The 26,130-nt window shown below is 72.6% G+C and carries 23 protein-coding genes and 1 riboswitch; of the genes, 9 read left to right on the forward strand and 14 right to left on the reverse strand.

From position 1 onward, the window contains the following. Nucleotides 1-7: 7 nt before the first annotated feature. From ACZ6H8_RS04585 to ACZ6H8_RS04595, 3 genes are all read right to left on the reverse strand, one after another. On the reverse strand, nucleotides 8-1,045 hold the full coding sequence (locus tag ACZ6H8_RS04585; protein ID WP_464144855.1) for an Ldh family oxidoreductase: 1,038 nt from the start codon (nucleotides 1,043-1,045) through the stop codon (nucleotides 8-10). A 210-nt stretch (nucleotides 1,046-1,255) separates the two neighbouring features. Next, the gene (locus tag ACZ6H8_RS04590) at nucleotides 1,256-2,017 is read right to left on the reverse strand and encodes a FadR/GntR family transcriptional regulator (protein ID WP_464144857.1); all 762 of its coding nucleotides are present in this window, start codon (nucleotides 2,015-2,017) and stop codon (nucleotides 1,256-1,258) included. A gap of 111 nt (nucleotides 2,018-2,128) precedes the next feature. Next, entirely contained in the window at nucleotides 2,129-2,356 is a 228-nt protein-coding gene (locus ACZ6H8_RS04595) for a hypothetical protein (RefSeq protein WP_464144859.1), read from the reverse strand. 272 nt (nucleotides 2,357-2,628) lie between these two features. Here ACZ6H8_RS04595 and ACZ6H8_RS04600 point away from each other — a divergent pair, with 272 nt between their 5' ends. Beyond that, a complete protein-coding gene (locus tag ACZ6H8_RS04600) occupies nucleotides 2,629-5,979 on the forward strand; it encodes an error-prone DNA polymerase (protein WP_464144860.1) in 3,351 nt (1,116 codons plus the stop codon). Nucleotides 5,980-6,053: 74 nt separating this feature from the next. On the opposite strand, the gene ACZ6H8_RS04605 is transcribed toward ACZ6H8_RS04600, so the two are convergent. From ACZ6H8_RS04605 to ACZ6H8_RS04630, 6 genes are all read right to left on the reverse strand, one after another. Continuing rightward, nucleotides 6,054-9,371: an ExeM/NucH family extracellular endonuclease gene (locus ACZ6H8_RS04605; protein WP_464144864.1), complete on the reverse strand. Its 3,318-nt coding sequence runs from the start codon at nucleotides 9,369-9,371 to the stop codon at nucleotides 6,054-6,056. Between the two features lie 210 nt (nucleotides 9,372-9,581). Continuing rightward, the gene (locus ACZ6H8_RS04610; RefSeq protein WP_464144867.1) at nucleotides 9,582-10,946 is read right to left on the reverse strand and encodes an aldehyde dehydrogenase family protein; all 1,365 of its coding nucleotides are present in this window, start codon (nucleotides 10,944-10,946) and stop codon (nucleotides 9,582-9,584) included. 161 nt (nucleotides 10,947-11,107) lie between these two features. Then, nucleotides 11,108-11,956 (reverse strand): formyltetrahydrofolate deformylase, encoded by an 849-nt coding sequence (gene purU, locus ACZ6H8_RS04615; protein WP_464144870.1) that lies wholly within the window; start codon nucleotides 11,954-11,956, stop codon nucleotides 11,108-11,110. A gap of 115 nt (nucleotides 11,957-12,071) precedes the next feature. Then, nucleotides 12,072-12,503, reverse strand: coding sequence for a DUF779 domain-containing protein (locus ACZ6H8_RS04620; RefSeq protein WP_464144873.1), 432 nt, complete (start codon nucleotides 12,501-12,503; stop codon nucleotides 12,072-12,074). Between the two features lie 83 nt (nucleotides 12,504-12,586). Continuing rightward, nucleotides 12,587-14,110, reverse strand: coding sequence for an acetaldehyde dehydrogenase ExaC (exaC, locus tag ACZ6H8_RS04625; RefSeq protein ID WP_464144875.1), 1,524 nt, complete (start codon nucleotides 14,108-14,110; stop codon nucleotides 12,587-12,589). A 101-nt stretch (nucleotides 14,111-14,211) separates the two neighbouring features. Continuing rightward, nucleotides 14,212-15,414, reverse strand: coding sequence for a GAF domain-containing protein (locus tag ACZ6H8_RS04630; RefSeq protein ID WP_464144877.1), 1,203 nt, complete (start codon nucleotides 15,412-15,414; stop codon nucleotides 14,212-14,214). Nucleotides 15,415-15,588: 174 nt separating this feature from the next. On the opposite strand from ACZ6H8_RS04630, the gene ACZ6H8_RS04635 reads away from it, so the two are divergent. Further along, entirely contained in the window at nucleotides 15,589-15,927 is a 339-nt protein-coding gene (locus tag ACZ6H8_RS04635; protein WP_464144880.1) for a hypothetical protein, read from the forward strand. A gap of 31 nt (nucleotides 15,928-15,958) precedes the next feature. Here ACZ6H8_RS04635 and ACZ6H8_RS04640 read toward each other — a convergent pair whose 3' ends face one another. Then, complete coding sequence (locus ACZ6H8_RS04640) at nucleotides 15,959-16,261, reverse strand: DivIVA domain-containing protein (protein WP_464144883.1); 303 nt, start codon at nucleotides 16,259-16,261, stop codon at nucleotides 15,959-15,961. A 113-nt stretch (nucleotides 16,262-16,374) separates the two neighbouring features. Here ACZ6H8_RS04640 and ACZ6H8_RS04645 point away from each other — a divergent pair, with 113 nt between their 5' ends. Beyond that, a complete protein-coding gene (locus ACZ6H8_RS04645) occupies nucleotides 16,375-17,607 on the forward strand; it encodes an MFS transporter (protein WP_464144885.1) in 1,233 nt (410 codons plus the stop codon). Between the two features lie 4 nt (nucleotides 17,608-17,611). On the opposite strand, the gene ACZ6H8_RS04650 is transcribed toward ACZ6H8_RS04645, so the two are convergent. After that, complete coding sequence (locus ACZ6H8_RS04650; protein ID WP_464144889.1) at nucleotides 17,612-18,127, reverse strand: mycothiol transferase; 516 nt, start codon at nucleotides 18,125-18,127, stop codon at nucleotides 17,612-17,614. 92 nt (nucleotides 18,128-18,219) lie between these two features. Next, a riboswitch (ZMP/ZTP riboswitch) is annotated at nucleotides 18,220-18,301 on the forward strand. A 23-nt stretch (nucleotides 18,302-18,324) separates the two neighbouring features. Here ACZ6H8_RS04650 and glyA point away from each other — a divergent pair. Both glyA and ACZ6H8_RS04660 read left to right on the forward strand, forming a co-directional pair. Further along, entirely contained in the window at nucleotides 18,325-19,602 is a 1,278-nt protein-coding gene (gene glyA / locus ACZ6H8_RS04655) for a serine hydroxymethyltransferase (protein ID WP_464144891.1), read from the forward strand. After that, nucleotides 19,599-20,480, forward strand: coding sequence for a bifunctional methylenetetrahydrofolate dehydrogenase/methenyltetrahydrofolate cyclohydrolase (locus ACZ6H8_RS04660; RefSeq protein ID WP_464144895.1), 882 nt, complete (start codon nucleotides 19,599-19,601; stop codon nucleotides 20,478-20,480). The genes glyA and ACZ6H8_RS04660 overlap by 4 nt, the downstream gene beginning before the upstream one ends. An 11-nt stretch (nucleotides 20,481-20,491) precedes the next feature. On the opposite strand, the gene ACZ6H8_RS04665 is transcribed toward ACZ6H8_RS04660, so the two are convergent. Continuing rightward, on the reverse strand, nucleotides 20,492-21,019 hold the full coding sequence (locus ACZ6H8_RS04665; protein ID WP_464144898.1) for a gamma carbonic anhydrase family protein: 528 nt from the start codon (nucleotides 21,017-21,019) through the stop codon (nucleotides 20,492-20,494). 53 nt (nucleotides 21,020-21,072) lie between these two features. After that, nucleotides 21,073-21,903, reverse strand: coding sequence for a hypothetical protein (locus tag ACZ6H8_RS04670; RefSeq protein ID WP_464144900.1), 831 nt, complete (start codon nucleotides 21,901-21,903; stop codon nucleotides 21,073-21,075). 34 nt (nucleotides 21,904-21,937) lie between these two features. Here ACZ6H8_RS04670 and ACZ6H8_RS04675 point away from each other — a divergent pair, with 34 nt between their 5' ends. The 4 genes from ACZ6H8_RS04675 to ACZ6H8_RS04690 all read left to right on the forward strand — a co-directional run bounded on the left by ACZ6H8_RS04675 (nucleotide 21,938) and on the right by ACZ6H8_RS04690 (nucleotide 25,920). Then, nucleotides 21,938-22,879 carry an aldose 1-epimerase family protein gene (locus tag ACZ6H8_RS04675; RefSeq protein WP_464144903.1) on the forward strand — a complete coding sequence of 314 codons (942 nt, stop codon included), beginning with the start codon at nucleotides 21,938-21,940 and terminating at the stop codon, nucleotides 22,877-22,879. 133 nt (nucleotides 22,880-23,012) lie between these two features. Continuing rightward, nucleotides 23,013-23,498, forward strand: coding sequence for an FMN-binding protein (locus tag ACZ6H8_RS04680; protein WP_464144907.1), 486 nt, complete (start codon nucleotides 23,013-23,015; stop codon nucleotides 23,496-23,498). Nucleotides 23,499-23,500: 2 nt separating this feature from the next. After that, on the forward strand, nucleotides 23,501-24,385 hold the full coding sequence (locus ACZ6H8_RS04685; protein WP_464144909.1) for an FAD:protein FMN transferase: 885 nt from the start codon (nucleotides 23,501-23,503) through the stop codon (nucleotides 24,383-24,385). Next, nucleotides 24,382-25,920, forward strand: coding sequence for a ferredoxin--NADP reductase (locus ACZ6H8_RS04690; protein WP_464144911.1), 1,539 nt, complete (start codon nucleotides 24,382-24,384; stop codon nucleotides 25,918-25,920). The genes ACZ6H8_RS04685 and ACZ6H8_RS04690 overlap by 4 nt, the downstream gene beginning before the upstream one ends. Nucleotides 25,921-25,930: 10 nt before the next feature. Here the strand turns inward: ACZ6H8_RS04690 and ACZ6H8_RS04695 are convergent. After that, nucleotides 25,931-26,130: hypothetical protein (locus tag ACZ6H8_RS04695; RefSeq protein WP_464144914.1), on the reverse strand; the 200-nt coding region annotated here is incomplete at its 5' end.

Raw genomic sequence — 26,130 nt, forward strand, 5'->3', positions numbered from 1 at the left:
AGCGGCGTCATCGCGTGCCCCCGTCGAACGGCACGGCGAAGCGGTCGCCGAGCTCCACGAGGTCGTCGACGGTCGCGTCCGGCAGGTCGATGCCGGCCGCGAGTCGCTGCACGCGGGTGCGCTCCTCGGGCTCGCCGGGCACGAGCACCTCGTCGAATCCGGGGGCGGGGGCGACGGCGTGCGCCTCGGCGACGAGCGCATCCATGCGCTCCTGCAGCTCGTGCAGGGGCATGAACGCCTCGGCGTCGAGCGCGAGCATCCAGTGACCGACGTCCTGCGGCTTCGAGAAGTCGGAGTACATGTTGCCGATGCCGCTCGCGACGGCGGCTCCCGAGAGCACGCCGCCGAGGATCTCGACGAGGAAGCCGATGCCGTATCCCTTCGGGCCGCCGGCCGGCAGGAGCGCTGCGACGGCGTCGGGGTCGGTCGTGGGGCGGCCGTCGGCGTCGACGCCCCACGTGTCGGGGATGGGGGTGCCGGCGGCGCGGGCGACGAAGACCTTGCCCATGGCGCTCGTGCTCGTGGCCATGTCGAGGCTCACGGGGTCGCCGCTCGTGGGGGCTGCGAACGCGAACGGGTTCGTGCCCAGCAGCGGGTCGCGGCCACCGAACGGCACGACGCCCGGCTCGGAGTTCGACACGACCATCGCGACCTTGCCGCGCGCGGCGAGGGCGCGGGCGTAGGTGCCTGCCGTGCCGAAGTGGGCGCTGCCGCGCACGACGGCGGTGCCGACGCCGTGCGTCGTCGCCGCGGCGTCGACGGCGTCGACGGCTGCGCGTGCGGCGAGCTGCCCCTGCGCACCGGCGGCGTCGATGCGCACCACGGCTCCGCGCGTGTGCACGATCGGCTGCGCCGTGGGCGACACGAGCCCTGCGTCGATGCGTGCACGGTAGGCGGGCAGGCGGATGACGCCGTGCGAGTCGACGCCGCGCAGGTTCGCGTCCACGAGGCCCGTGGCCACGTAGGTGGCGTCGTCGGGGGCGAAGCCCCACTGCGCGAGCAGCGTCGTGGTCCAGTCGAGCAGTCGGTCGGAGGGGATGGCCATCGCGAGGCTCCTTCGGCGGTACGTCGGTGTCCGGTCGACATTCACTCATACTCGTCATACTTATTGCAAGCCCGTCATGGCGCATCGACGAGCGAGCCGTGTCCGCGCAGGTCGTGCGGCGCGACGGCGCGACGGCGCGACGGCGCGACCCCGCGCGTGCGGCATGCGGGCGCAGGTCGGCGTCGTCCGGCCGCTGCGCTCGCCGAGCGGCTACGCGCCTGCGCGCGTGCGCAGACCGTCGATCTCGGCGAGCGTGTCGCGCACGACGATCCGCGCAGCGGCCTCCGCCTCGTCGACGTCGTGCGCGGCGATGGCCTCTGCGAGCGCCCGATGGTCGGCGATCGACGTCGCCCGGATGCCGTCCATGCCCGGCCGCGGATCCTGTGCCCGGGCGGCGATCGTGATGCCGACGGCCTCGGCGAGACGTGCCATGACGCCGTTGCCCGAGCCGTCGAGCAGCAGTGCGTGGAACTCGACGTCGTGCGCGAAGTACGCGCGCGCGTCGCCAGCCGCGTAGGCCGCCTCCATGCGGTCGATGCACGCGACGAGCAGGTCGGCGGCGTCCTGCGGCATGCGCTCGGCCGCGAGTCGTGCTGCGACGGGCTCGAGGCCGAGCCGCAGCTCCAGCAGCTCGCGCAGCTGCTCGAGGGCGGCGGTGCCGAGGCTGCGCCAGCGCACGATGTGCGGGTTCAGGAGGTCCCACTCCGACGGCGGCTGCACCCGCGTGCCGACCTGCGGACGCGGTGCCACGAGGCCCATCGACCCGAGGGTGCGCGCGGCTTCGCGGACGACGGAGCGCGAGACGCCGAAGCGCTCGCAGAGGCCGTCGACGAGGAGGATCTCGCCTGCGGCGAGCGTGCCGTCGACGATCTCCTGCCCGAGGGACTCCACGACGTGGGCGTAGAGGCCCGAGCCGATGCGCGCTCGGCTGCGCGACCGCGAGCCCGCGGCGGAGGTGGCGTCGCCGTGCATGTCCTCCCCGCCCTTCGACCGGTCCTCAGACTAGTCAGCCGAGCAGGTCTGCTCGCATCGGCGGCGGAGCGGGTGCCGCGCGGCCCGTCGCTGCGCGGGTGGTGCCGCGGGCTACGCGGCGGCTGCTCGGATGCGAGCGCGTGCGGCGCCGAGGCTCGGGAGGCGGTCGCACACGAGGCAGTCGGCCACCGCGACGGCGTGGCCGTACGCGTGGTGCTCGTCGGCGATGGCGAGGCAGGCGGGGCACCGGCCGGCGAAGCCCTCCTCGGCCTCGAACGCGACCGTGCACCATGCGCTCTCGCAGAGCTGGAGCTCGAGGTGGTCGTGCTGTTCGGTCATGTCCAGAGGTTCGCACCCACCTCCGACACGACTGCCGAGGCGCGCCGCCCGCCCTCCGGGTGCGACGGCGACCAGTCGAAACCCTCCAGCACGGGTTGAGGCGAGTTCGCGTCGGAGGTCGAACATACGTTCGACGCAGGCGTATCGTCGCAGCGCACCATCGCGGAGGCCGGCCCGATCGGATGCGACGACGACAGCGTCGGCCGCGACCGCCAGGCAAGGCGCCCTTCCATCGCGGCGACGTCCACCGACACCCGCGAGAGGAGGCCGACATGGGCTGGCGCAACCCGCCGATGCCGTGGCGCGAGCTCGAGTCCATCCTCGACGGCCGCGCCACCGAGGCACCCTCGCTCGAGCCGTACCCGGAGCAGCGCGAGCACCGCTCCCGCCCCGATCCGGCAGGGGTCGTGCCGTACGCCGAGCTGCACGCGCACTCGCACTACTCGTTCCTCGACGGCGCCTCGAGCCCCGCGCAGCTCGTCACCGAGGCGACGGCGCTCGGCCTCGAGGCGCTCGCGCTCGTCGACCACGACGGCCTGTACGGCGCCGTGCGCTTCGCAGAGGCCGCAGACGCCGTCGGACTGCCCACGATCTTCGGTGCCGAGCTGAGCCTCGAGCTGCCGGCGCCGCAGCACGGCGTCGCCGACCCCGTCGGCGACCACCTGCTCGTGCTCGCCAAGGGTCCGGAGGGCTACCGCAGGCTCGCAGCCACCCTCACCGACGGCTACCTCGCCGGTGGCGAGAAGGGGCGCCCCATCCTGCACCTCGAGCAGGTCGCCGAGCGCGCGGGCGAATGGCTCGTGTCGACCGGATGCCGCAAGGGCGCCGTGCGCCGCGCCCTCGACCGCGGGGGCGCCGACGCCGCTCGCGTCGAGCTCGACCGGCTCGTGTCGCTCTTCGGCCGCGACGGCGTCATGGTCGAGCTCACCGACCTCGGGCTGCCGGACGACGGCGAGCGCAACGCGATCCTCGCCGCCCTCGCCGCCGAGCGCGCGCTGCCGCTCGTGGCGACGACGAACGCGCACGTCGCGAGCCCCAGGCAGCAGCTGCTCGGCGACGCGATCGCCGCCGTGCGCGCCCGCCGCAGCATCGACGAGCTCGACGCGTGGCTGCCTGCCGGTGGGGTGCCGAGGCTGCGGTCCGGCGCCGAGATGCGGTGGCGGTTCCGCGCGTTCGACGGCGTCGTCGAGCGTGCGGCAGCCATCGGCCGCGAGCTCGCGTTCGGGCTGCGCGCCGCATCCCCGCGCCTGCCGGACACGGAGGTGCCGGAGGGGCACACCCAGATGTCGTGGCTGCGGCAGCTCGTCGCCGAGCGACGCGGCGGCGTCTACCGTCACGACGACTCGAGGGTCGACCAGCGCAGGGTCGACGCGCGCCTGCAGCACGAGCTGCGCCTCATCGAGCAGAAGGGCTTCGCAGGCTACTTCCTCATCGTGAGCGAGATCGCCGACTTCGCGCACGCGAACGGCATCCTCTGCCAGGGCAGAGGCTCCGCGGTGGCGAGCGCCGTGTGCTTCATCCTCGGCATCACCGCCGTCGACCCGATCCTCTACCGGCTGCCGTTCGAGCGGTTCATCTCGATGATCCGCGAGGAGGAGCCCGACATCGACATCGACTTCGACGCGTCGCGGCGCGAGGAGGTCATCCAGCACGTGTACGAGCGCTACGGCAGACGCAACGCCGCGCAGGTGGCGAACGTCATCACGTATCGACCCAAGTCGGCGGTGCGCGACGCTGCGAAGGCGCTCGGCTACGCCGTCGGTCAGCAGAACGCGTGGTCGAAGCGCGTCGAGGGGTGGAGCGCACCCGCCGTCGACGGCACCGAGGGCATCCCCGATGCCGTGCTGTCGCTCGCCGACGACTTCCTCCACTCGCCGCGGCACCTCGGCATCCACTCGGGCGGCATGGTGCTCACGCAGGAGCCCGTGGGGCACGTGTGCCCCATCGAGCCTGCGCGCATGGAGGGGCGCACGGTGCTGCAGTGGGACAAGGACGACTGCGAGTGGATGGGCCTGGTCAAGTTCGACCTGCTCGGCCTCGGCATGCTCGGCGCCATGCAGCACACGATGGACATCGCAGCCGAGCACCTCGGCGAACGGTGGACGGTCGCGACGATCCCCGCAGAGGAGGCGGGCGTCTACGACATGCTGTGCGCCGCGGATGCCGTCGGCGTCTTCCAGGTCGAGTCGCGTGCGCAGCTCGCGACGCTGCCGCGGCTGCGGCCGCGCTCGTTCTACGACCTCGTCATCGAGATCGCCCTCATCCGGCCGGGGCCCATCCAGGGCGACGCCGTGCACCCGTACCTGCGCAGACGCAACGGGCAGGAGCCGATCACGTACCCGCATCCGCTCGTCGAGCCCGTGCTCGAGCGCACGCTCGGCGTGCCGCTGTTCCAGGAGCAGCTCATGCAGATCGCGACGGCCGTCGGTGGCTTCACCGCCGCCGACGGCGACGAGCTGCGCCGCGCCATCGGGTCGAAGCGCAGCCGCGAGCGCATGGGCGAGCTGCGCGACCGTCTCTTCGAGGGCATGGCGCGCAACGGCATCGTCGGCGACCTCGCCGACAGCATCTGGCGCAAGATCGAGGCGTTCGCGGGATTCGGGTTCGCCGAGTCGCATTCGCTCGCGTTCGGCAAGCTCGTCTATGCCTCGTCGTGGCTCAAGCTGCACCATCCCGCCGCGTTCCTCGCCGGTCTGCTGCGGGCGCAGCCCATGGGGTTCTGGTCGGGGCAGACGCTCAGCGCCGACGCACGCAGGCACGGGGTGGAGGTGCTGGGGCCCGACATCGTGCGCTCCGCCGCGACCGCCGACCTCGAGCCGCACGGCGACCGGCGCAGCGGCGACGACGCGTGCCTCGCCCACGAGCAGCCACCCGTGCCGTCGCAGGTCGGGCCCAACGATCACCGGCGCCATCGTCGCGACGAGGGATTCGCGGTGCGGCTGGGGCTCGCGAGCGTCGCCCACGTGGGGGAGGGCGACGCCGAGCGCATCGTCGCCGCCCGCGACGAGGCGCCGTTCGCAGGCATCGACGACGTCGCCAGGCGTGCACGGCTCGACCGCAGGCAGCTGGAGTCGCTCGCGACCGCAGGCGCGTTCGCGTCGCTGGGGCTCGAGCGTCGTGAGGCGCTGTGGCTCGCCGCTCCCGCGTCGACCGAACGCGAGGATCAGCTCGTCGGCACCGCCGTCACCGTGCAGCCGCCGCTGCTGCCGATCCTCTCCGACGCCGAGCAGACCGCCCTCGACATCTGGGCGACGGGCGTGAGCCCCCACGACCATCCCGTGCGGCACGCGCGCGAGGCGCTCGCGGCGGTCGGCGTCGTGCCCATCGCCGAGCTCGCGGACCTCGAGCCCGGCAGGCGCAGGTGGGCGGCGGGCATCGTCACGCATCGGCAGCGGCCGCAGACGGCCCAGGGTGTGACGTTCCTGAACATCGAGGACGAGACGGGCATGCTCAACGTCATCTGCTCCGTCGGCCTCTGGAAGCGGTACCGCAGCATCGCGAAGCACTCGGCGGCGTTGAAGGTGCGCGGCATCCTGCAGCAGTCGCAGGGGGTGGTGACGATGATGGCCGACCTCGTCGAACCCTTCGACGCCGCAGCACCCCCGTCGCGCGACTTCCGGTAGCGGCCACACCGCCCCGCACGAACGAATGCGGCGCCCGGCCGAAGCCGGACGCCGCAGTCGTCAGGGGTGCTCGATCAGCAGGGCGTCTGCCATGCGTCGGGCTCGAGCGTCGGACGACCGCCGACGTTCACGACCAGCTGCGGGTCGATGACGTCGATCAGCTCCTCCGTGTCGAGCAGCACGCACTGGCCGGGCGTGAGCAGCAGCGGCGAGGCGAGCACGCCAGCAGCAGCCGTCGCCGACAGCGCATCGGGGAAGTTCATCCCCGAGGCCATCACGAGCCCCTGCTCGGGCGTCGGGCCCGTGAAGCGCGCCACCATCTCGACGTTCGTCGCGAAGCGGTCGGCACCTGCGACGCGGATGACGTCCGCGAACGGCCGCGCCGCACGGATGACGTCGTCGCTCACCGTCTCGCGTCCGCCGAGCACCACGACGCTCGAGACGCCGAGCTCCTCGAGCGCCGTCGCCGTCGCCTCCGGCAGCGCCTCGGGTCGGGTCAGCAGCACCGGCACGTCGCCGCGCACCGCAGCGACGCCGCTCGCCGACAGCGCGTCGGCGAACGTGACGCCGCTGGCGAGGAACGCGCCATCTGCGGAGCCGAACGCGTCGACGGCCAGCAGCGCCGCCGTCTCGAAGCGGTCCTCGCCTGCGATGCGCTCGATCGTCGCGTCGGGAGCGAGCTCGGCGAGCTCGGCCTCGACGGCTGCCGACACCGACGGCTCCCCGCCGACGATCGTGATCGTCTGCGGCTGCAGACGCTCGATCTCGGCCGCCGTCACCGGCAGGATCCGGTCCGTCGGGGTGAGCAGCAGGCTCGCATCCTGCACGGCGGCTGCCGGGCCGGCGGCGAGCGCGTCGACGAAGCCCTGGCCGGAGGCGAGGTACACGTCGGCGCCTGCCTCGAACAGCTCCGCGGATGCGAGCGCGTTCGTCTCGTAGCGGTCGGCGCCGGCGAAGGTCACGACCTCCACCTCGGGGTCGACGACCGGGTCGAACGTGATGCCGAAGAGCACGGCATCGTGGTCGGATGCGCGGTACGGGTCGGGCGCGTAGAGCGCCTCAGCCTGCGCCGGCGTCTGGAAGCGCGTCTGGTAGTCGAGGATCGACGGCTCGTCCGCGTTGGCGTGCCATGCTGCCGCGTCGGTCACGAACGGAGCGAGCGACTCGCTCGCGAGCGCGTGGTCGAGGTAGCCCAGCTCGCCGTCGAAGACGTACGAGTACGCCTCGGCGCCGACGTGCTCCTCGAGCAGGTCGGTGTAGCCGGCCTCCTCGATCGCGACGATCGGGTCCTCGTTCGCGTAGGAGTTGAGGTCGCCGATGATCACCGAGTGCGTCGAGCCCGACTCGGTCGGGTCGGTCGCCAGCCACTCCGAGAGCGCTGCTGCGGCTGCGGCACGCACCTCGTTGCAGGAGCCCTGCAGGCTCGAGCCCACCGGCAGGCAGTCCCCAGCGCTGTCGCCCTTCGACTTCAGGTGGTTCACGGAGACCGTGAGCACCTCGCCGCCTGCGACCGCGAAGGACTGCGTGAGCGCCGGCCGGTTGAACGACGTGTCGAACCGCTCGTCGATCGACGAGTCCAGCGCAACCCAGCCGCCCGTGGGCGTCACGGCGGCGGGCTGGTAGATGAGCGCCGTCGAGATCTGGTCGGTGCCGAGCGGGCCCGTGGTGATCTCGGCGTAGCGATCCTCGCCTGCGGCCGCGTTGAGCGCTGCCACGAGGGTCGTGAGGGCCGTGCCGTTGTTCTCGATCTCCATGAGGCCGACGATGTCGGCATCGAGCTCGAGCAGTGCGGCGACGATCTTGTCCTGCTGGCGCTGCAGCTCGTTCGCGTCGACGGCACCGCGCTCGCCGAGCGTCGTGAAGTAGTTCAGCACGTTGAACGCGGCGATCTGGACGTCGCCGCCGACCTCGGGCACGTCAGGCCGCTCGTTGACTGCGGTGTAGTCGGCTCCCTGCGTCGGGTTCAGGCGCCACTCGTCGAACGTGTAGTTCAGCACGCCGGTCGCGTTGGCGACGAGGTCGCCAGCGCGGAAGGAGTTCTCGAGCGTGAACGCCGCGCCGTTGGGGTGGGTGAGCGACGCGGGGTTCTGCGCATTCGACGCGTCGTCGACGATGATCCGGTTCGCGAGGTTGTCGGCGCGGATCTGCTGCGCCTCTGCCGAGTCGGGGTCGGCGACGTGCGTCGGCTGCCACTGGCGGTCGGTGCCGAGCACGATGGACCCGTAGCGTCCGAACTCGAACATCTCGATGATCGAGAGCTCCTGCGGCATCGTCACGAGCATGCTCTCGAAGGCCTCGTGCGATGCCACGGGGAGCGTGAGCGCTGCCGGCGCGGGGAGCTCGACGGTCTCGGCGCAGAGCGTCCGCGTCGTGCCTGCGATCTGGGTCTGGCCGAAGTACTCCGACACCGACCCGGTGATCTGCACGTGATTGCCGACCGCGAGCTGCGCTGCGCCCGCGGAGCTGAAGACGAACAGCCCCTCGCTCGTCGCGAGGTCGTCGTCGACGTCAGCGGCGAGCGACTGGATCACCACGCCGCTCACGGCAGGCTGCAGCATCGTGACGACGCCCTCGACCGTGACGGTCTGGCCCGCGTACGGGCTCGTGTCGGTCGTGCCCTGCACGGCGCCGATGGGCGTCGGGACGGCGTCGCAGACGCCGGGCTCGGGGTCGACGGGCGGCTCCTCGTCGCCGTCGAAGATCGCGTTGGGTGCGCCTGGGGTGTTGATGGCCTGGCCGTCGGCGATCGTCGGGTCGAGGACCGGTGGCACGTCGAGGCCGTAGCCCGAGTACGCGTTGCGCACCCACGACGTCACGTCGTCGGCGCCATCGGGCAGGCGGCTCGCGCCGCCGACGCGCTGCACGCCGCCGTCGAACGCGTTCGTCAGCACCTCGTCGGAGTAGGCGCGGTGCCCGGTGCCCGTGTCGAGCACCGCGACGGAGTCGACGACGTCGATCGAGACGCCGGCGTCGAGGGTGCCGTCGTCGTCGGCGTCGAGGTCGACGCCTCGTGCCGGCGCGGTGCCCGCGACGAGCAGCAGCGTCACGGAGTCGTTCACGACGGCGTTGGCAGCGAGCGGCACGTTCAGGAGCCCGTTCGCATCGGGGGTTCCCGCGATGGGCTGGGAGAGGTAGACGAGCCCGGGGTTCGCAGCGTTGCGCACGTCGCCGCGCAGCACGACGAGCGAATGCCCGGTGAGGGCGACTTCCGGCGTCGCGTGGATCTCGACGTACTCGACGTCGGTGCCGTCGGTCTCGATCGAGAACTCGTTGATGGTGGCATGGTCGGCGGCGGCGTTCGCGACGCCGGCACCTCCCAACGCCACGAGCGCGGAGGCCGCGACGGCCGTCGCGGTGGCGACGCTCAGCGAGCGTCGAAGGGCCTGAGGCATGAGTGATCCAAGGTCGTCGGTGGCGGGGATGAGGCTCAACCTAGCCAGAACCTGTGACGACACGGCAGGGCGGCCGATGACGATCCGGTGAACCTTCGCTCGAGCGTCGGATCCATGAGGATGCCTCGACGCGCGGGCATGCGCAGACAGGCCGAAGGGGGCGTGCGAGCCGCAGCTCGCACGCCCCCGCCGCAGCGCCGATCCACCCGCCTACGGCAGGCGCACGAGCTTCTTGTTGAGGAACTCCTCGATGCCGAGCGGACCCATCTCGCGGCCCGTGCCCGAGCGCTTCACGCCGCCGAACGGCAGTCCCGCCTCGTCGGCGAGCACCGCGTTGACGTAGACCATGCCGGCGTCGATGCGGTCGGCGACGCGCGCCGCCTGCGCCTCGTCGGTCGTGTACACGTACGAGCCGAGGCCGAACGGGGTGGCGTTGGCGACCTCGATCGCCTCCTCCTCGCTCGCGACGCGGTAGAGGGATGCGACGGGGCCGAAGAACTCCTGCTGGTAGGCGGGGTTGTCGGGTGCGATGTCGGCGAGCACCGTCGTGCCGACGCTCGCGCCGCCGTCGCCGTGCGGCGACGCTCCGCGCAGCAGGGCGGTCGCGCCCGCGGCGATCGCCGCCTCGATCTGCTCGTCGAGTCGCTCGGCAGCGGCCTTCGACGACAGCGGGCCGATCGGCAGGTCGTCCTCGGGGGCGCCTGGTGCCTGCTCGGCCATCTTCGCCGTCATCCGCTCGGCGAACGCGTCGTAGAGGTCCTCGTGCACGATGAACCGCTTCGCGGCGTTGCACGACTGCCCGGAGTTGTCGAGGCGCGCGTTCACCGCATCCTCGACGGCCTGGTCGAGGTCGTCGGTCGACAGCAGGATGAACGGGTCGGAGCCGCCGAGCTCGAGCACCGCCTTCTTCAGGTGGCGCCCGGCGACCTCGGCGACGGCGGCGCCCGCGCGCTCGGAGCCGGTGAGGGAGACGCCGCGCACGCGCGGGTCGGCGATGACGTCGGCCGCCTGCTCGTTCGTGAGGAACACGTTCGTGTACGCGCCGACGGGGAAGCCGGCCTCCTCGAAGATCGCGTGGATCGCGAGCGCCGACTCGGGGCACTGCGGGGCGTGCTTCAGCAGGATGGGGTTGCCGACGACGAGGTTCGGGCCGGCGAACCGCGACACCTGGTAGTAGGGGAAGTTCCAGGGCATGATCCCCAGCAGCGGACCGAGCGACGACTTGCGCACCACGGCGCGGCCGTCGTCGGTCGAGAGCGGCTGGTCGGCGAGCAGCTCCTCGGCGTGGTCGGCGTACCAGCGGTAGATGGCGGCGGCGAACTCGACCTCGCCGGTGGCCTGGCTCTTCGGCTTGCCCATCTCGCGCATGATGATCGCGGCGAGCTCGTCGACGCGCTCCTCGTGCAGGTCGGCGACCTTCGCGATGCGGGCGGCGCGCGCGGCGACCGACTCGGCGGCGATGACGTGCCATGCGCTCCAGGCGCCTGCGAGTGCGGACTCGAGCTCGTCGGCCGTGGCGGTGGGGTGCACCTCGCCGGCCTCGCCCGTGTACGGGTTGACGACCTGATACTGCATGGGTTGCGCTCCTTCGCTGCTCTGCTACGGGATGCATCCCAGTATGCGTGCCTCGGCGACGGATCGCATAGCCATGGACCCCGAATTCGTGCGGATCCGTCGGTCGCAGGTGCGCTCGTCCCGCTCGCCGACCGGTGCGCCGGGGCAGGCGGGCCCGGGCGTCAGCGGAAGATGATCGTGCGCTGCCCGTCGAGCAGCACGCGGTCCTCGGAGATCCACTGCACCGCCTTCGTGAGCGTGCGCGACTCCTCGTCCTGGCCGATCGCGATGAGCTGCGCCGGCGAGTGGGCGTGGTCGACGCGCACGACGTTCTGCTCGATGATCGGACCCTCGTCGAGGTCGCTCGTCACGAAGTGCGCCGTGGCACCGATGAGCTTCACGCCGCGCGCGTGCGCCTGGCGGTACGGGTTCGCGCCCTTGAAGCCCGGCAGGAACGAGTGGTGGATGTTCACGACCCTGCCCGCGAGGCGCGCGCAGAGCTCGGGGGACAGGATCTGCATGTACCTGGCGAGCACGACGAGCTCGACGTCGTGCTCCTCGACGACCTCGAGCACGCGCTCCTCGAACGCCGCCTTCGACTCGGGCCCCGTGACGGGCAGGTGCTCGAACGGCACGTCGTAGAACGCGGCGAGCGAGGCGAGGTCCGGGTGGTTCGAGAGCACGAGCGGGATGTCGACCGACAGCTGCCCGGCGCGCTGCCGGAAGAGCATGTCGTTGAGGCAGTGCGCCGCCTTCGACACGAGCACGAGCGTGCGCAGCGGTCGGCCCACGTCGTCGAGCTGCCACTGCATGTCGTACCGCTCGACGACGGGGGCGAGCTCGCGCTCGAAGTCCTCCCGCGGCGCGTCGGCCTCCACCTGCAGCCGCATGAAGAAGCGGTCGGTGTCGGCGGAGGAGAACTGCTGCGACTCGGTGATGTTGCCACCGCACGCGACGATGGCGCCCGTGATGGCGTGCACGATGCCCGCGCGGTCGTCGCACGCGAACGAGAGGATCCAGTGGTTGGGCACCGCACGAGTCTACGAGCGGTGCGGGCCCGCACGAGGTGACGCTCAGCGGCACGCCACGTGCACAGGACGCACGAGGGGCCGCTGGGCGTCACCTCGTGCGGCGCTCGGCGACCCCTCAGCCGGCGAGCACGCCCGCGTCGACGAGCGCGCGGTACTCGTCGTCGGAGAAGATGCGCGAGCGGATGAGGAACCGCACGCCCTCCGGCGCCTCGACCGAGAAGCCCGAGCCGCGACCGGGCACGACGTCGACGGTGATGTGGGTGTGCTTCCACAGCTCGTACTGCGACGCGCTCATCCAGAACGGCAGCGGCTCGTCGACGCCGTCGATGCGCAGCTCCTCGAGCAGCACGTCGGACTGGCCGGTGCGGAACATGCCCTTCGGGTAGCACATGGGCGCCGAGCCGTCGCAGCATCCGCCCGACTGGTGGAACATCAGCGGACCGTGCATCTCGACGAGGCGGCGGATGAGATCTGCGGCCGTGTCGGTGACGGTCACGCGCTCGAGGGCGCCGGGAGCCTGCGGGCTCGGGGTGGTGGGATCGGTCATCGAACGACCTCCTTCGTGTGGGACGAGGCCCACGGCGCCAGCATGGCACCGCGGGCCTCGTCTGCACAGGTCTTGCGGATGGATCAGAAGAAGCCCATGGGCCCCTCTGCGTAGGAGACGAGGAGGTTCTTCGTCTGCTGGTAATGGTCGAGCATCATCTTGTGGTTCTCGCGGCCGATGCCCGACTGCTTGTACCCGCCGAACGCGGCGTGCGCCGGGTACTGGTGGTACGTGTTCGACCAGACGCGGCCCGCCTCGATCGCGCGGCCCGCGCGGTACAGCTGCGCGCCGTCGCGGCTCCACACGCCAGCGCCGAGCCCGTAGAGGGTGTCGTTGGCGATCGAGATGGCCTCGTCGAACGAGTCGAACGTCGTGACCGACACGACGGGTCCGAAGATCTCCTCCTGGAACACGCGCATGCGGTTCTGCCCCTTGAAGACCGTCGGCTGCACGTAGTATCCGCCCGACAGGTCGCCGCCGAGGTCGACGCGCTCACCGCCGGTGAGGATCTCCGCGCCCTCCTGCTTGCCGATGTCGATGTAGCTGAGGATCTTCTCCAGCTGGTCGTTCGACGCCTGCGCGCCCATCATGGTGTCGGTGTCGAGCGGGTTGCCCTGCTTCACCTTGCCGACGCGGGCCAGGCCATCCTCGATGAAGCCGTCGTAGATGCTCGAGGCGATGAGCGCGCGCGACGGGCACGTGCACACCTCGCCCTGGTTGAGCGCGAAGAACGAGAACCCCTCGAGCGCCTTGTCGTAGAAGGCGTCCTTCTCGCGGGCGACGTCCTCGAAGAACACGTTGGGGCTCTTGCCGCCGAGCTCGAGCGTGACCGGGATCAGGTTCTCCGACGCGTACTGCATGATGAGGCGGCCGGTGGTCGTCTCGCCCGTGAACGCGATCTTGCGGATGCGCGGGTGCTGCGCGAGCGGCGCGCCGGCCTCGAAGCCGAACCCGTTGACGATGTTCAGCACGCCAGGCGGGATGAGGTCCTCGATGAACGACAGCAGCACGTGGATCGACGCGGGCGTCTGCTCGGCCGGCTTCAGCACGATGCAGTTGCCTGCCGCGAGGGCCGGGGCGAGCTTCCACACGGCCATGAGGATCGGGAAGTTCCACGGGATGATCTGCCCGACCACGCCGAGCGGCTCGTGGTAGTGGTAGGCGACGGTGTCCTCGTCGAGCTGCGAGATGCCGCCCTCCTGCGCACGCAGTGCGCCGGCGAAGTAGCGGAAGTGGTCGGCGGCGAGAGGGATGTCGGCGGCGAGGCACTCGCGCACCGCCTTGCCGTTCTCGTAGCACTCTGCGACGGCGATGGCCTCGAGGTTCTCCTCGATGCGGTCGGCGATCTTGTTGAGGATGTTCGCGCGCTCGGTGGGGCTCGTCCTGCCCCAGGTCGCGAACGCCTTCCATCCTGCCTCGACGGCGGCGTCGACGTCCTCGGCCGTGCCGCGTGCGACCTCGCAGAACGTCTGGCCGGTGATGGGGGTGGGGTTCTCGAAGTACTGCCCCTTGACCGGCGGCACGTACTGCCCGCCGATGTAGTGGTCGTACCGCGACTGGTAGGAGACGACGGAGCCTTCGGCTCCGGGTCGTGCGTAGACGGTCATGTCACCCTCTCTTGACGTCGTCGTCATGCGGCGGGTTGCCGTGCCTCGCACGGTACGCCCGAGGAGGTTGCAGCAGGTTGCACGTCGCCCAGTCCGAGGGGCTACGCGAGGTCGCGGTCGAGCCGCTCCAGGTGCTCGACCACGGCAGCGCGGCGCGGCGAGCGCGGCGGCAGGCCGTGCAGCAGCTGCATCCACGCCTCCCGGTCGCAGCGGCCGTGCGTCGAGGCGTAGTCGTACAGCACCTCCGCCGAGGCCGACGTGAGCAGCGCCGTGCGCAGGCGCCCGGCGATCTCGGCGCGCGCGGCGACGATGCCTGGCGCGGTCGACCCTGGCACGAGCGGCCCCCGGTAGCAGGAGAGCGCGACGCGGTGCGCACCGCGGTCGAGCAGCGACAGCAGGCGGTCGACGTCGGATTCGACGGGTGTCGCGAGGCGGTACGGCCGCGACTCGACGCGCACGGCGGGGGCGAGGGCGCGCTTGAGGCGCGTCATCTCGGCGCGCAGCGTGACGGGGGAGGTGTCGTGCTCCGAGAGCATCGCGGCGAGCTCACCACCGGAGAGCCCCTCGGGATGCAGGGTGAGCAGCACGAGGATCTCGGTGTGGCGCATGGTGAGCCTGCGCTCGCGGCCGTCGGTCACGGTGCCGGTGTCGACGCCGAGCGACGTCAGCAGCGGCACGGCGATCGGCTGCGTCGGCCTCGCGAGGGTCAGGCGCTGCACGAGCAGCTCGCGCTCGACGGCGGCTGCGGTCGCCTCGAGCAGCGGCAGCACGTGCGGGTCGACGACCTCGCTGCCGCCGGTGATGTCGATGACGCCCAGCAGGCCGCCGTGCTCGGGGTCGTGCACGGGCACCGCGGAGCAGCTCCACGGCTGCACGACCTGGGCGAAGTGCTCGCCGCGGTGGATCTGGATGGCATGGTCGATCGCGAGGGCCGTGCCCGGCGCGCTCGTGCCGACCCGCTGCTCCGACCAGTCGGCGCCGGCGACGAACAGCATCGACTCGGCACGCGCCTTGAGGCTGCGGTCGCCGTCGACCCACAGCAGCCTGCCCATGGCGTCGCCGACGGCGACGAGCACCCCCGAGCCGTCGTCGGCATCGCGGTGCAGCAGCCGCGAGATCACGGGGAGCGCAGGCGTGAGCGGATGCGCCGCGCGCGCGTCGTCGAGGGCGGCGTCGTCGAGCACGAGCGAGGCGGAGACGTCGGGTGCGAGGCGCTCGCGACGCGCGCGATCCCAGGACGCGCGCACGACGGCTCGCTCCTCGCCGCTGCCCGGCCTGGCCAGCCACGGGCTCAGCGTCGTCATGCAGGCACCCTCGCCATGCGGCCACCCTCCGCCGCGAGGGGATGCCGCGGGCGGTCGTCCGCCGAACCGGCACGTGAGCGAGGCCTCGAGCGCCATGTGCGCTCGAGGCCTCGCTCACGTGCCGATCGGGCGCGTGCGGATGCCGCACTCAGGCGATGCGGCCAGGATCGACGCATGCGCGCCTCCCTCCGCCCCGTGCTCGCCGTCGCCGTCGCCGTCGGAGCGCTCGCGCTGTCCGGCTGCATCGGGGGCGCCGCGACGTCGTCGACGGTGTCGTGCGCCAACGACTCGTGCACCGTGACGCTGCAGGGTTCGGGCGCCGACACCGACTTCGGGTCGAGCGACGCCGAGATCGAGCTCGACTCGGCGTCGGAGTCGGATGGCGTCGCGACGTTCTCCGTCGAGGGGGAGTCGGCGTCGTGCCAGCTCGGTCAGGCGGTGTCGGTCGCGGGCTTCGCCGTGACCTGCACCGAGATCGGCGACGACCGCCTCGTGGCGCAGATCGTCGGCTGACGCCAGGCGAGCTGCGCGCGAGCGGCCCGCGTCACCGTGCGCCGGAGCGTCGCTCGAGCTCGGCGAGCGCGTGCTGCGCCCGCAGCAGGAGGTCGTCGACCTCCCGAGGGTCGTAGCCGTCGCGGAGACGCGTCTGCGTGAAGGCGACCTCGGCGACCTGCGTCGAGGTCGGCAGGTGCGAGGTGTCGCTCCCCGTCATGTGCGCTCGCATGACCTGGACGACGGCGTCGAGGTGGTCGTCGACCTCGTCCTGGTCGTAGCCCGGGCGGAACCGCGTCGTCGAGAACGTCGCGTGCACGAGCTCGTCCGGGGTGATCGTGCGGTGCGCGTCCATGGTGCGACCGTACGTCGTGCGGCTGGCCGCCGGCTGGAGCGGCCCGCGGCAGATCCCGGCCGACGTCCGCGACGGGCCTGTCTCGCACCGGGCGAGTAGGCTGGGCCGTTGCCATGACGACGCCGCGTGCCACCTCATCCACCTTCCCGCTGGTGGCGCTGCTCACCCTCGCGTTCGCGATCTTCGTGAACATCTCCGTCGAGATGCTGCCCATGGGGCTGCTGCTGCCGATGAGTCGCGACCTGGGCGTCGGCGAGGCGTCGATCGGCCTGCTCGTCACCGTCTTCGCAGGCGCCGTCGTCGTGACGTCGACGCTGCTCGTGCACCTCACGCGCCGCGTGCCCAGGCACGTGCTCGTCGTGACGGTGCTCATCGTGTTCGGCATCACGTGCATCCTCACGGCCCTCGCTCCGGAGTACTGGATGGTCGTCGCGCTGCGCGTCGTCGGCGGCCTCGCGCACGGCGTGTTCTGGACCGTCGTGGGTGCGTACGCCGCGTACCTCGTGCCGAAGGAGGAGCTCGGCCGAGCCGTCGGCATCACGAGCGCGGGCGGCTCGCTCGCGTTCGTGCTGGGGTTGCCGCTGTCGACGCTGCTGGGACAGGCGCTCGGATGGCGGTGGTCGTTCGCCGTGTTCGGCATCGCGTGCCTCGCGGGCGCGGCCCTCGTGCACCGCATGCTGCCTGCCGTGCAGCATCTGCCCGACGTCGCGACGACCGAGACCGGCTCGGTCGCGATGCCGCAGCCCGAGCCCGGCCGCTCCGCGATCGGCGTCGCCGTCGCCGTGTCGGTCACGGCCGTCGTCATGCTCGGCCAGTACGCGTTCTACACGTACATCACGCCCTACCTCGTGGAGCAGGTGGAGCTGCCGGAGGTGTGGCTGAGCCCGGCGCTGCTGTCGTACGGGCTCATGGGCGCGCTCGCGGTCGCGGTCGTGTCGGTGTGGCTCGGCAGGCGCCCCTTCGTGGGCGCCGTCGGCTGCATGCTCGTCATGGTGGTCGTGTGCGTCGTGCTGTCGGCGACGACGGTGCTGTCGGTCGCGTTCGCGGCGGTGCTGCTGTGGGGCCTCGCGATGGGTGCGCTGCCGCCGCTGCTGCAGACGCGCATGCTGCAGGCGTCGCCGACGCGCATGCTGCAGACCTCCACCGCCTGGTACACGACGGGCTTCAACGTCGGCATCGGCGGCGGCGCGCTGCTCGGCGCGGTCGTCTACGAGGGGGCGGGCATCGAGGCGCTGCCCACGGTGCTGCTGGGAGCGCTCGTCATCGGGCTCGTGCTCGTGCTCGCCGACGGGGCGCGGATCGCCAGGATCGCGCGGGCGCAGCGCTCGGCCGAGCGCGTGGGCTGACGCCTCACAGCACCAGGTGCCGCCTCCCGTCGAGCAGCTCGAGGGAGGCGTCGAGGTGCCCTGCGTGCGTCGCGGTCTCGACGAGCACGTGGACGACGATCGATCGCACGTCGGCGAAGCGGTCGGCAGGCCAGTCCGCCTCGCGCAGGCGCGGGGCCGCGTCGAGCGCCGCCGCCGCGAGGATGCGATCCGAGCGTGCGATCGCGGCGCGATACCCGTCGAGCACGGCCGCGCACGGCTCGTCGGATGCGACGCGCCAGTCGGCGGGCCGTCCCTCGTCGAGCGAGGGGTCGTCATCGGGCCACCAGTCCAGCGCCGCGCCGCCCACGACGGTGTCGAACCAGTAGCGCTCGCCGCCGAGGGTGAGGTGACGCACGAGCCCGATGGGGGTCCACCCGGACGGCAGGGATGCGCTGCGCAGCTGCGCATCCGTGAGTCCCTCGGTCGCCGTGAGCACGTGGCGCCTCGCGGCATCCAGGGCGCCGAGCAGCGCGCTGCGCTCGCGATCGTCGTCGGTCATGCGCCCACCATCGCATGCGCGCCATCGATGGGGGCGGATGCCGCCGATGCGGTGCGCGCACGTGCGGTCGCGGCGGCACGGCGAGTAGCATCGGCAACGGCCGCGACTGGCGCTTGGGTGGGTGACCACCGGGGAGCGGCCGACCCTGTTCGGTCGCGCGCCTGGGCCATCCGACGACCTGCCAAGGAGCTGCAGCCGTGTCCGACCGCCTTCCCTCCACCTTCAACGACTCGCTCGCGACCGTCGACCCCGAGATCGCGCAGGTGCTCTCCGACGAGCTCGGACGCCAGCAGCAGTTCCTCGAGATGATCGCATCCGAGAACTTCGTGCCCGTCGCCGTGCTCGAGGCGCAGGGCTCCGTGCTCACGAACAAGTACGCCGAGGGCTACCCCGGCCGCCGCTACTACGGCGGCTGCGAGTTCGTCGACGTCGCCGAGTCGCTCGCGATCGAGCGCGCGAAGTCGCTGTTCGGCGCCGAGTTCGCCAACGTGCAGCCGCACTCGGGCGCGTCGGCCAACGCAGCCGTGCTGCACGCGATCGCTCGCCCCGGCGACACGATCCTCGGCCTGTCGCTCGACCACGGCGGGCACCTCACGCACGGCATGAAGATCAACTTCTCCGGCCGCCTCTACGACATCGTCGCGTACGGCGTCGACCCCGAGTCGAGCCGCGTCGACATGGACGAGGTGCGTCGTCTCGCGCTCGAGCACCAGCCGAAGGTCATCATCGCCGGCTGGTCGGCGTACCCGCGCCAGCTCGACTTCGCCGCGTTCCGCGCCATCGCCGACGAGGTGGGCGCGCTCCTGTGGGTCGACATGGCGCACTTCGCCGGCCTCGTCGCAGCAGGCGTGCACCCGAACCCCGTGCCGCATGCGCACGTCGTCTCGTCGACGGTGCACAAGACGATCGGCGGCCCCCGTTCCGGCTTCATCCTCACGAACGACGCCGACATCGCGAAGAAGATCAACTCCGCCGTCTTCCCGGGCCAGCAGGGCGGCCCGCTCATGCACGTCATCGCCGCGAAGGCGACGGCGTTCAAGCTCGCAGCCGAGCCGGAGTTCGTCGAGCGTCAGGAGCGCACGATCCGCGGCGCGCAGATCCTCGCCGAGCGCCTGCTGCAGCAGGACGTGGCCGACGCGGGCATCTCGGTGCGCTCCGGCGGCACCGACGTGCACCTCGTGCTCGTCGACCTGCGCGAGGCGGCGATCGACGGCAAGCAGGCGGAGGATCTGCTGCACGACATCCACATCACGGTGAACCGCAACGCGGTGCCGAACGACCCGCGTCCGCCGATGGTGACCTCGGGCCTGCGCATCGGCACGCCTGCGCTCGCGACGCGCGGCTTCGACGACGACGACTTCCGCGAGGTGGCCGACGTCATCGCGCTCGCGCTGCTGCCCGGCGCCGACGTCGCGGCGCTGCGCGCACGCGTCGACGCGCTCGCGGGCGCGTTCCCGCTGTACCCGAGCCTGTGACGGCGCGCGTCCTCGACGGCGTCGCCACCGCGACCGCCGTCAAGGGCGAGCTGCGTGCGCGCGTCGACGCCCTCCGGGGCGTCGGCGTGACGCCGGGTCTGGCGACCCTCCTCGTCGGCGACGACCCCGCGTCGCGCTCGTACGTCGCCGGCAAGCATCGCGACTGCGACGAGGTCGGCGTCGCGTCGGTGCGGGTCGAGCTGCCGGCGTCGGCGACGGATGCCGACGTGCGCGCGGCGATCCACGACCTGAACGTCGCGCGCGAGGTCACGGGGCTCGTCGTGCAGCTGCCGCTGCCTGCAGGCCTCGACGAGCAGGCGATGCTCGAGGCGATCGATCCTGCGAAGGATGCCGACGGCCTGCATCCCGCCAACCTCGGCAGGCTCGTGCTGGGCGTGCAGGGCGCGATCGATGCGCCGCTGCCGTGCACGCCGAGCGCGTGCGTGCAGCTGCTCGCCCGTCACGGCGTGCCGCTCGCGGGGGCCGAGGTGTGCGTCATCGGCCGCGGGCTCACGGTCGGCAGGTCGATCGGGCTGCTGCTCACCCGTCGGGGCGTCGACGCGACGGTCACGCTCACGCATTCGCGCACCCGGGATCTCGCCGCGCACGTGCGCGCCGCAGACGTCGTGGTCGCCGCGGTCGGCAGCCCGCATCTCGTGCAGCCCGAGTGGATCAGGCCGGGTGCGGCGGTGCTCGACGTCGGCATCACGAGGGAGCGCATCCTCGCGAACGGTCGAGCTCGCCTGCTGGGCGACGTGGATCCGTCCGTCGCCGACGTCGCCGGATGGCTGTCGCCGGTGCCGGGCGGCGTCGGCCCCATGACGCGGGTCATGCTGCTCGACAACGTCGTGCGCGCCGCGGAGCGGGCGCTGGGCTGACGCGCGCCGGGTCAGAGCGCTCGGTACGCGGCGGTGCGCTCGACGTAGACGGCGGCGTTGCGGTGGATGGAGGCGAGCTCGTCGTCGGTGACCTCGCGGCGCACCTTCGCAGGCACGCCGGCGACGAGCGAGCGCGGCGGCACGACCTGGCCCTGCGTCACGAGCGCGCCTGCGGCGACGAGCGATCCCTCGCCGACGACGGCGCCGTTCATGACGGTCGCATGCATGCCGATGAGCACGTCGTCGCCGATCGTGCAGCCGTGCACGACGGCGTTGTGCCCGATGCTGACCCGCCGACCGATGGCGAGCGGCGAGCCGGCGTCGACGTGCAGCGAGCACGAGTCCTGCACGTTGGAGTCGTCGCCGATCACGATCGGCTCCTCCTCGGCGCGCAGGCTCGCGCCCGGGTAGATGCCGACGCGCTCGCCCAGCCGCACGTCGCCTGCGACGACGACGTTCGGCAGCACGTACGCGCTGTCGGGGATGCTCGGCTCGCGGCCGGGCAGCGAGACGATCGTGGCGCGCTCGTGGACGGTCATGCGCGCCAGCGTAGCCGCGCGCTGCGGCCGCGCTCGCGCAGCGACCGTCGTCGTCAGCCGCGCCGTGCCGTGACGAGCACGACGATGCCGGCCGCGAGCGCGAGCGCGATGCGCAGCACGACGACCACGAGCACCCCGACGCCCTGCGGGGTGCCTGCGATCGCGGAGATGACCGGGGTGACGGCGAACGTCGCCGCGAAGCCCACGATCGCGAGCCCGGCGAGGATGCTCGGCACGCGGCCGGGCATCGCCAGCAGCACGGCGGCGGCGATGGCCAGCAGCGGCACGAACGGCGTGCGGATCGCAGCCATGACGGTCTGGTCGGTGAGGCCGAGCGAGACGATGGGCGACACGATCGAGATCGCGTAGAACGCGACGACGCCCAGCACGGCGAGCACGAGCGAGACGGTCGCGAGGCTCGAGCGGTGCGACCTGGCGGCCACGACGCCCGTCGCGGCGGCTGCGACGCTCAGCAGCAGCGCGATGGCGATCGTCGGCGGGTCCCACACGCCCAGCAGGCCCGTCGCGCCCAGCACGACGTACGCGATGGCGTCGATCGCGGCGACGACGCCCGTGACCGCGAGGATCCACGGCGAGCGCGACGTGGCGGCGAAGAGCACCGCGAGCGCCGCGCCGCCCGCGAGCCACGTGAAGGCGGAGTCGGCGAGGGAGAGCGGCGTGACCTCGCTCGCGCTGGTCACCGCGACGATGCCCTGCACGAGCACGAGGTACGACACGACGAGCAGCAGCGCCGTCGCGAGCGGACGACGGACGCCGTCGGTCGTGCGGGCGACGGCGTGCGCGGGGGTCTGCTGCGTGAACTGCCAGCCGCTCGCGGGGCGGAAGGTCACGGCAGGCTCGTAGGCAGGCGGGAGCTGGCTCACCCCTCGACTCTAGCCAGGTCCATAGGATCGGGGCGTGCGCACTCCCACAGGACAGCAGCTCTCCATCGCGTCGACATCCGGCGACGTGCATCTGCGGGCGACCGTCACCGAGGTCGCGGCCGGTCTGCGCGAGCTCGTCCTCGGCGACGTCGACCTCGTCGAGCCGTTCCCGGAGGGTGCGAGGCCCGCGAAGGGCCAGGGCATCACGCTCGCCCCGTGGGGTGGGCGCGTGCGCGACGGGCGGTGGACGCTCGACGGCGAGGCCCAGCAGCTGGCCCTGACCGAGCCCGCGCTCGCCAACGCGAGCCACGGCCTCCTGCGCTACAGCCCGTATCGCGTCGGCGAGCACGGCGCAGCGCACGTCGTCCTGCATGCGACGATCCACCCGCAGCCCGGGTTCCCCTTCCTGCTCGACACGAGCGTGCGGTACGAGCTCGACGCATCGGGGCTGACCGTCACGCACGAGGCGGTCAACGTGGGCACGACGCGCGCGCCGTGGGCCGCGGGCCACCACCCGTACCTCGCCGTGGGCTCGACGGCGATGGATGCCCTCACCCTCACGGTCCCCGCGTCGACCGTGCTGCTCGCCGACGAGCGCCTGCTGCCCATCGCCTCCGTCGCCGTCGACGCGCCCGATGCGCCGACGGGCGCCGATCTGCGCGGCGGGCGACGCGTGTCGGACCTCGACCTCGACGTGTGCCTCGGCGCCGTCGAGCACGTCGACGGCATCGCGACGTCCACGCTGCTCGACGGCGCAGGCCGCGGGGTGCGCCTGTGGCAGGACGCCGCCTACCCGTATGCGGTGGTCTTCACGCCTCGCGAGTTCCCTGGCGTCCACGGCGTGCGCCAGGCGGTCGCCGTCGAGCCGATGTCGGCACCGCCGGATGCGCTGAACTCGGGCGAGGCGCTCGTGTGGCTCGAGCCTGGCGAGACGTGGACCGGTCGGTGGGGCATCGCTCCCGTCGGTCTCGACTGAGCCCCGCGGCTCTCCGCAGGCGCGTCCGGCGACGTCGGGATGCGGCATCATGGGAGACCCCTAGGCGCCTGATGGTGGGCGCGTCGCACCCCACGGCTACCGTGCCCGACGACCCCTCTCGACAGGAGCCCTCATGACCCCTCGCCGCCGCGCAGCCATCGCTGCCGCCTCCACCTCCCTCGCCGCCTTCGCGCTCGTCGGCTGCACCGCGGCCGACGAGGCTCCAGACAGCAGCGCGCCCGAGACGACCGGCGACGCGGGCACCGAGTCGTCGGCCCCGGCGAGCGACGGCGCGACGACCGAGGGCTCGGGCGACGGCGGCTACGCCGACGGCGAGTACACCGCAGACGGCTCCTACACGTCGCCTGGCGGCGAGGAGACCATCACGGTCACCGTCACGCTCGCCGACGGGGTCATCGACGACGTCACGGTCGACAACCCCGAGACGACGAACCCGAACTCGCTGCGCTACCAGGGCGAGTTCATCGACGGCATCGCCGCCGAGGTCGTGGGCGTGCCGCTCGACGAGGTCTCGGTCGACCGCGTGGGTGGCTCGAGCCTCACGAGCGGAGGCTTCGAGGACGCCCTCGAGACCATCCGCGACGAGGCAGCCGCGTAGGCATGCCAGCCAGGCTGCGCCTCGACGCGATCGGGACGCGCTGGTCGATCGACACGCCGGAGCCGCTCGGCGACGACGTGGTCGTCGCCGTGCGCGCCACGATCGACGCGTACGACCGTGCGTGGTCGCGCTTCCGCTCCGACGCGACGATCGCGCCGCTCGCGCTCGCACCGGGCACGGTGCGCATGCCGCCCGAGTCGGCCGAGCTCGCGACCCTGTACCGCACGCTGCACGACCTGACGCAGGGCGCGATGACCCCGCTCGTCGGCGCGTCGCTCGAGCGGCTGGGCTACGGCGCGGCGGGCGTCGTCGACACGGGTCTCGCACCGCAGGCGCCGCCGGCGTGGGACGACGTGCTGCGCTGGGAGGGGTCGACGATCGCGACGTCGGCGCCCGTCGTGCTCGACGTCGGTGCCGCAGGCAAGGGGCAGCTCGTCGACCTGGTGGGCGACGTGCTCGACGCGCACGGCGTGCACGACCGCGTCGTCGACGCCTCTGGCGACCTGCGCCACGCGGGCTCCGGCGACGCCGGCAGGGCGACGCGCGTCGCGCTCGAGGACCCACGGGCACTCGGGCACGCCATCGGGGTCGTGGAGGTGTCGGGGGAGGCGCTGTGCGCGTCGGCGGGAACCCGACGTCGGTGGGCGGGACGTCACCACATCCTCGACGGTCGCACGGGCGCACCCGCCGACGAGGTCATCGGCACGTGGGTCGTCGCGGAGCGTGCGATGGTGGCCGACGCGATCGCGACGGCGCTGTCGTTCGCGCCCGTCGGCGTGCTCGCGCGACGCTTCTCGTTCGAGCACGCGAGGATGTACGCGGGCGGTCAGGTCGAGGCGACCGGCCGATTCGCAGCAGGGCTGCACGTCAGGAAGGTGGCGGCGTGAGCGCCAGGGGACCCATCGCACGGCTCGACGCCGTGCCCATGCACGTGCTCGTCGGCACGATCCTGAGCGCGCACGTCGTGCTCGCGGCGATCCTGTCGTTCGCGGGCGTGCTCACGTTCGACGGCGTCGGCATCCTCGTCTCCGCCCTGCTCGCGGTCGTCGTGTCGGTCGTCGCGAGCCTGCTGTTCGGCCGCATCGCGCGCCGCCCCGCGCACGTGCCGAGCGCCGCGATCACCGGCCTGCTCGTCGCGCTCATCGCCGCACCGCCGCGCATGGATGCGCCGACGGGCATCGTCGACCTCGCCGTCGTCGCCGCGGTGTGCGCGCTCGCCGCCGCCGCGAAGGTGCTCATCGTGCGTCGCGGCAGGCTCATCGTGAACCCCGCCGCCGCCGGCCTCGTCATCGCGGGCGTGCTGCTGCCGCTGCTGACGCCGGGCGTCGGCGTCGAGCTGTGGTGGATCGCTGCGCTGCCGGTGCTGCCGCTCACGATCGTCGGCGGCGCCCTCGTGCTCGTGCGCACCCGCATCGTCGCGCCGGCGCTCGTGCTCGTCGCCGCGGGCGTCGTGCTGCAGACCGCCGCGTACGCGTCGTTCTCCGGCGACGTCGGCGCTGCGCTCGTGCAGGCGATCGCGCAGAGCCCCGTGCTGTTCCTCGCGGCGTTCATGTTCTCGGAGCCCATCACGCTCCCGCCGCTGCGGCCGCAGCGCATCGCCGTCGGTGCGCTCGTCGGCGTGCTGCTCGCGGTCCCCGCGCTCGCGTCGGTCGCATCGATCCCGATCGGCGTCGGCTCGTTCTACCCCGGCCCCGCGCTCGCGCTCGTCGTCGGCAACGTCGTCGCGTTCCTGCTCGGCGCACACAGGGGCACGATCCTGCGGGTCGTGGGCTCCGAGCGGCACGGAGAGGTCGTCGACCTGCGCTTCGTCGCCGAGCCGGAGCTCGAGCATCGGGCAGGGCAGTGGGTGGAGCTGAGCCTGCCGCACCGCGCCGATCTGCGCGGTCAGCGTCGCGTCTTCAGCGTCGCATCCCCGCCGGGATCGCCGGAGGTGCGCCTGGGCATCCGCGCCGCCGAGCCCATCTCGTCGTTCAAGCGGCACCTGCTGGACCTCGAGCCCGGCGACACCGTCGCGGTCACGCGGCAGGGCGGCGACTTCACTCCGCGACCGGGGCAGCCGCGCCTCCTCATCGCAGCGGGCATCGGCGTGACGCCGTTCCTGTCGCACCTGGGTGCGAGCGACGACGACACCGTGCTGCTCCTGCTGCTGCGCGACGGCGATCCCGTGCCGTTCGCCGCCGCGCTCGAGCAGGCGGTCGCGCGCGTCGTCATCGTGGCGCCGACGGCGCCGGATGGCATGGCGGCGGCGTGGGAGCACGAGGCGGGCCGCATCGACGGCGATCGGCTGCGGGCGCTCGTGCCCGACGTCGCCGCGCGGCAGGTGCTCGTGTCGGGGTCGTCGGAGCAGGTCGGAAGGCTGCGCCGCATCGCGAAGGCGGCGGGCGCGCGGCGCGTGCTCGTCGACGCGTTCGCAGGCTACTGACGCCTGCGCGTCACAGCCGTCGGTCGGTCGGCGGCGTCGTGCCAGGCGCGTCCTCCGGCACCTCGCGGTCGCCCTGGTCGACGGCCCGGTCGGCGTCGGCGGCGACTCCGAGGGGTGCCGGAGGCGCCGAGTCGACGTCGGAGGTCGCGGTGGCGTCGTGCGAGCCTGGCGTCGACGGCGCAGGCGCAGCGTGGGGCTGGGGAGGTGCCG

It is taken from the genome of Agrococcus sp. AC640b (genome assembly GCF_979255995.1).

Coding starts and splice junctions, on each gene's coding strand:
- ACZ6H8_RS04585 (WP_464144855.1), bottom strand. CDS start 1,045: ATGGCCATCCCCTCCGACCGACTGCTCGACTGGACCACGACGCTGCTC.
- ACZ6H8_RS04590 (WP_464144857.1), bottom strand. CDS start 2,017: ATGCACGGCGACGCCACCTCCGCCGCGGGCTCGCGGTCGCGCAGCCGA.
- ACZ6H8_RS04595 (WP_464144859.1), bottom strand. CDS start 2,356: ATGACCGAACAGCACGACCACCTCGAGCTCCAGCTCTGCGAGAGCGCA.
- ACZ6H8_RS04600 (WP_464144860.1), top strand. CDS start 2,629: ATGGGCTGGCGCAACCCGCCGATGCCGTGGCGCGAGCTCGAGTCCATC.
- ACZ6H8_RS04605 (WP_464144864.1), bottom strand. CDS start 9,371: ATGCCTCAGGCCCTTCGACGCTCGCTGAGCGTCGCCACCGCGACGGCC.
- ACZ6H8_RS04610 (WP_464144867.1), bottom strand. CDS start 10,946: ATGCAGTATCAGGTCGTCAACCCGTACACGGGCGAGGCCGGCGAGGTG.
- ACZ6H8_RS04620 (WP_464144873.1), bottom strand. CDS start 12,503: ATGACCGATCCCACCACCCCGAGCCCGCAGGCTCCCGGCGCCCTCGAG.
- exaC (WP_464144875.1), bottom strand. CDS start 14,110: ATGACCGTCTACGCACGACCCGGAGCCGAAGGCTCCGTCGTCTCCTAC.
- ACZ6H8_RS04630 (WP_464144877.1), bottom strand. CDS start 15,414: ATGACGACGCTGAGCCCGTGGCTGGCCAGGCCGGGCAGCGGCGAGGAG.
- ACZ6H8_RS04635 (WP_464144880.1), top strand. CDS start 15,589: ATGCGCGCCTCCCTCCGCCCCGTGCTCGCCGTCGCCGTCGCCGTCGGA.
- ACZ6H8_RS04640 (WP_464144883.1), bottom strand. CDS start 16,261: ATGGACGCGCACCGCACGATCACCCCGGACGAGCTCGTGCACGCGACG.
- ACZ6H8_RS04645 (WP_464144885.1), top strand. CDS start 16,375: ATGACGACGCCGCGTGCCACCTCATCCACCTTCCCGCTGGTGGCGCTG.
- ACZ6H8_RS04650 (WP_464144889.1), bottom strand. CDS start 18,127: ATGACCGACGACGATCGCGAGCGCAGCGCGCTGCTCGGCGCCCTGGAT.
- ACZ6H8_RS04665 (WP_464144898.1), bottom strand. CDS start 21,019: ATGACCGTCCACGAGCGCGCCACGATCGTCTCGCTGCCCGGCCGCGAG.
- ACZ6H8_RS04680 (WP_464144907.1), top strand. CDS start 23,013: ATGACCCCTCGCCGCCGCGCAGCCATCGCTGCCGCCTCCACCTCCCTC.
- ACZ6H8_RS04685 (WP_464144909.1), top strand. CDS start 23,501: ATGCCAGCCAGGCTGCGCCTCGACGCGATCGGGACGCGCTGGTCGATC.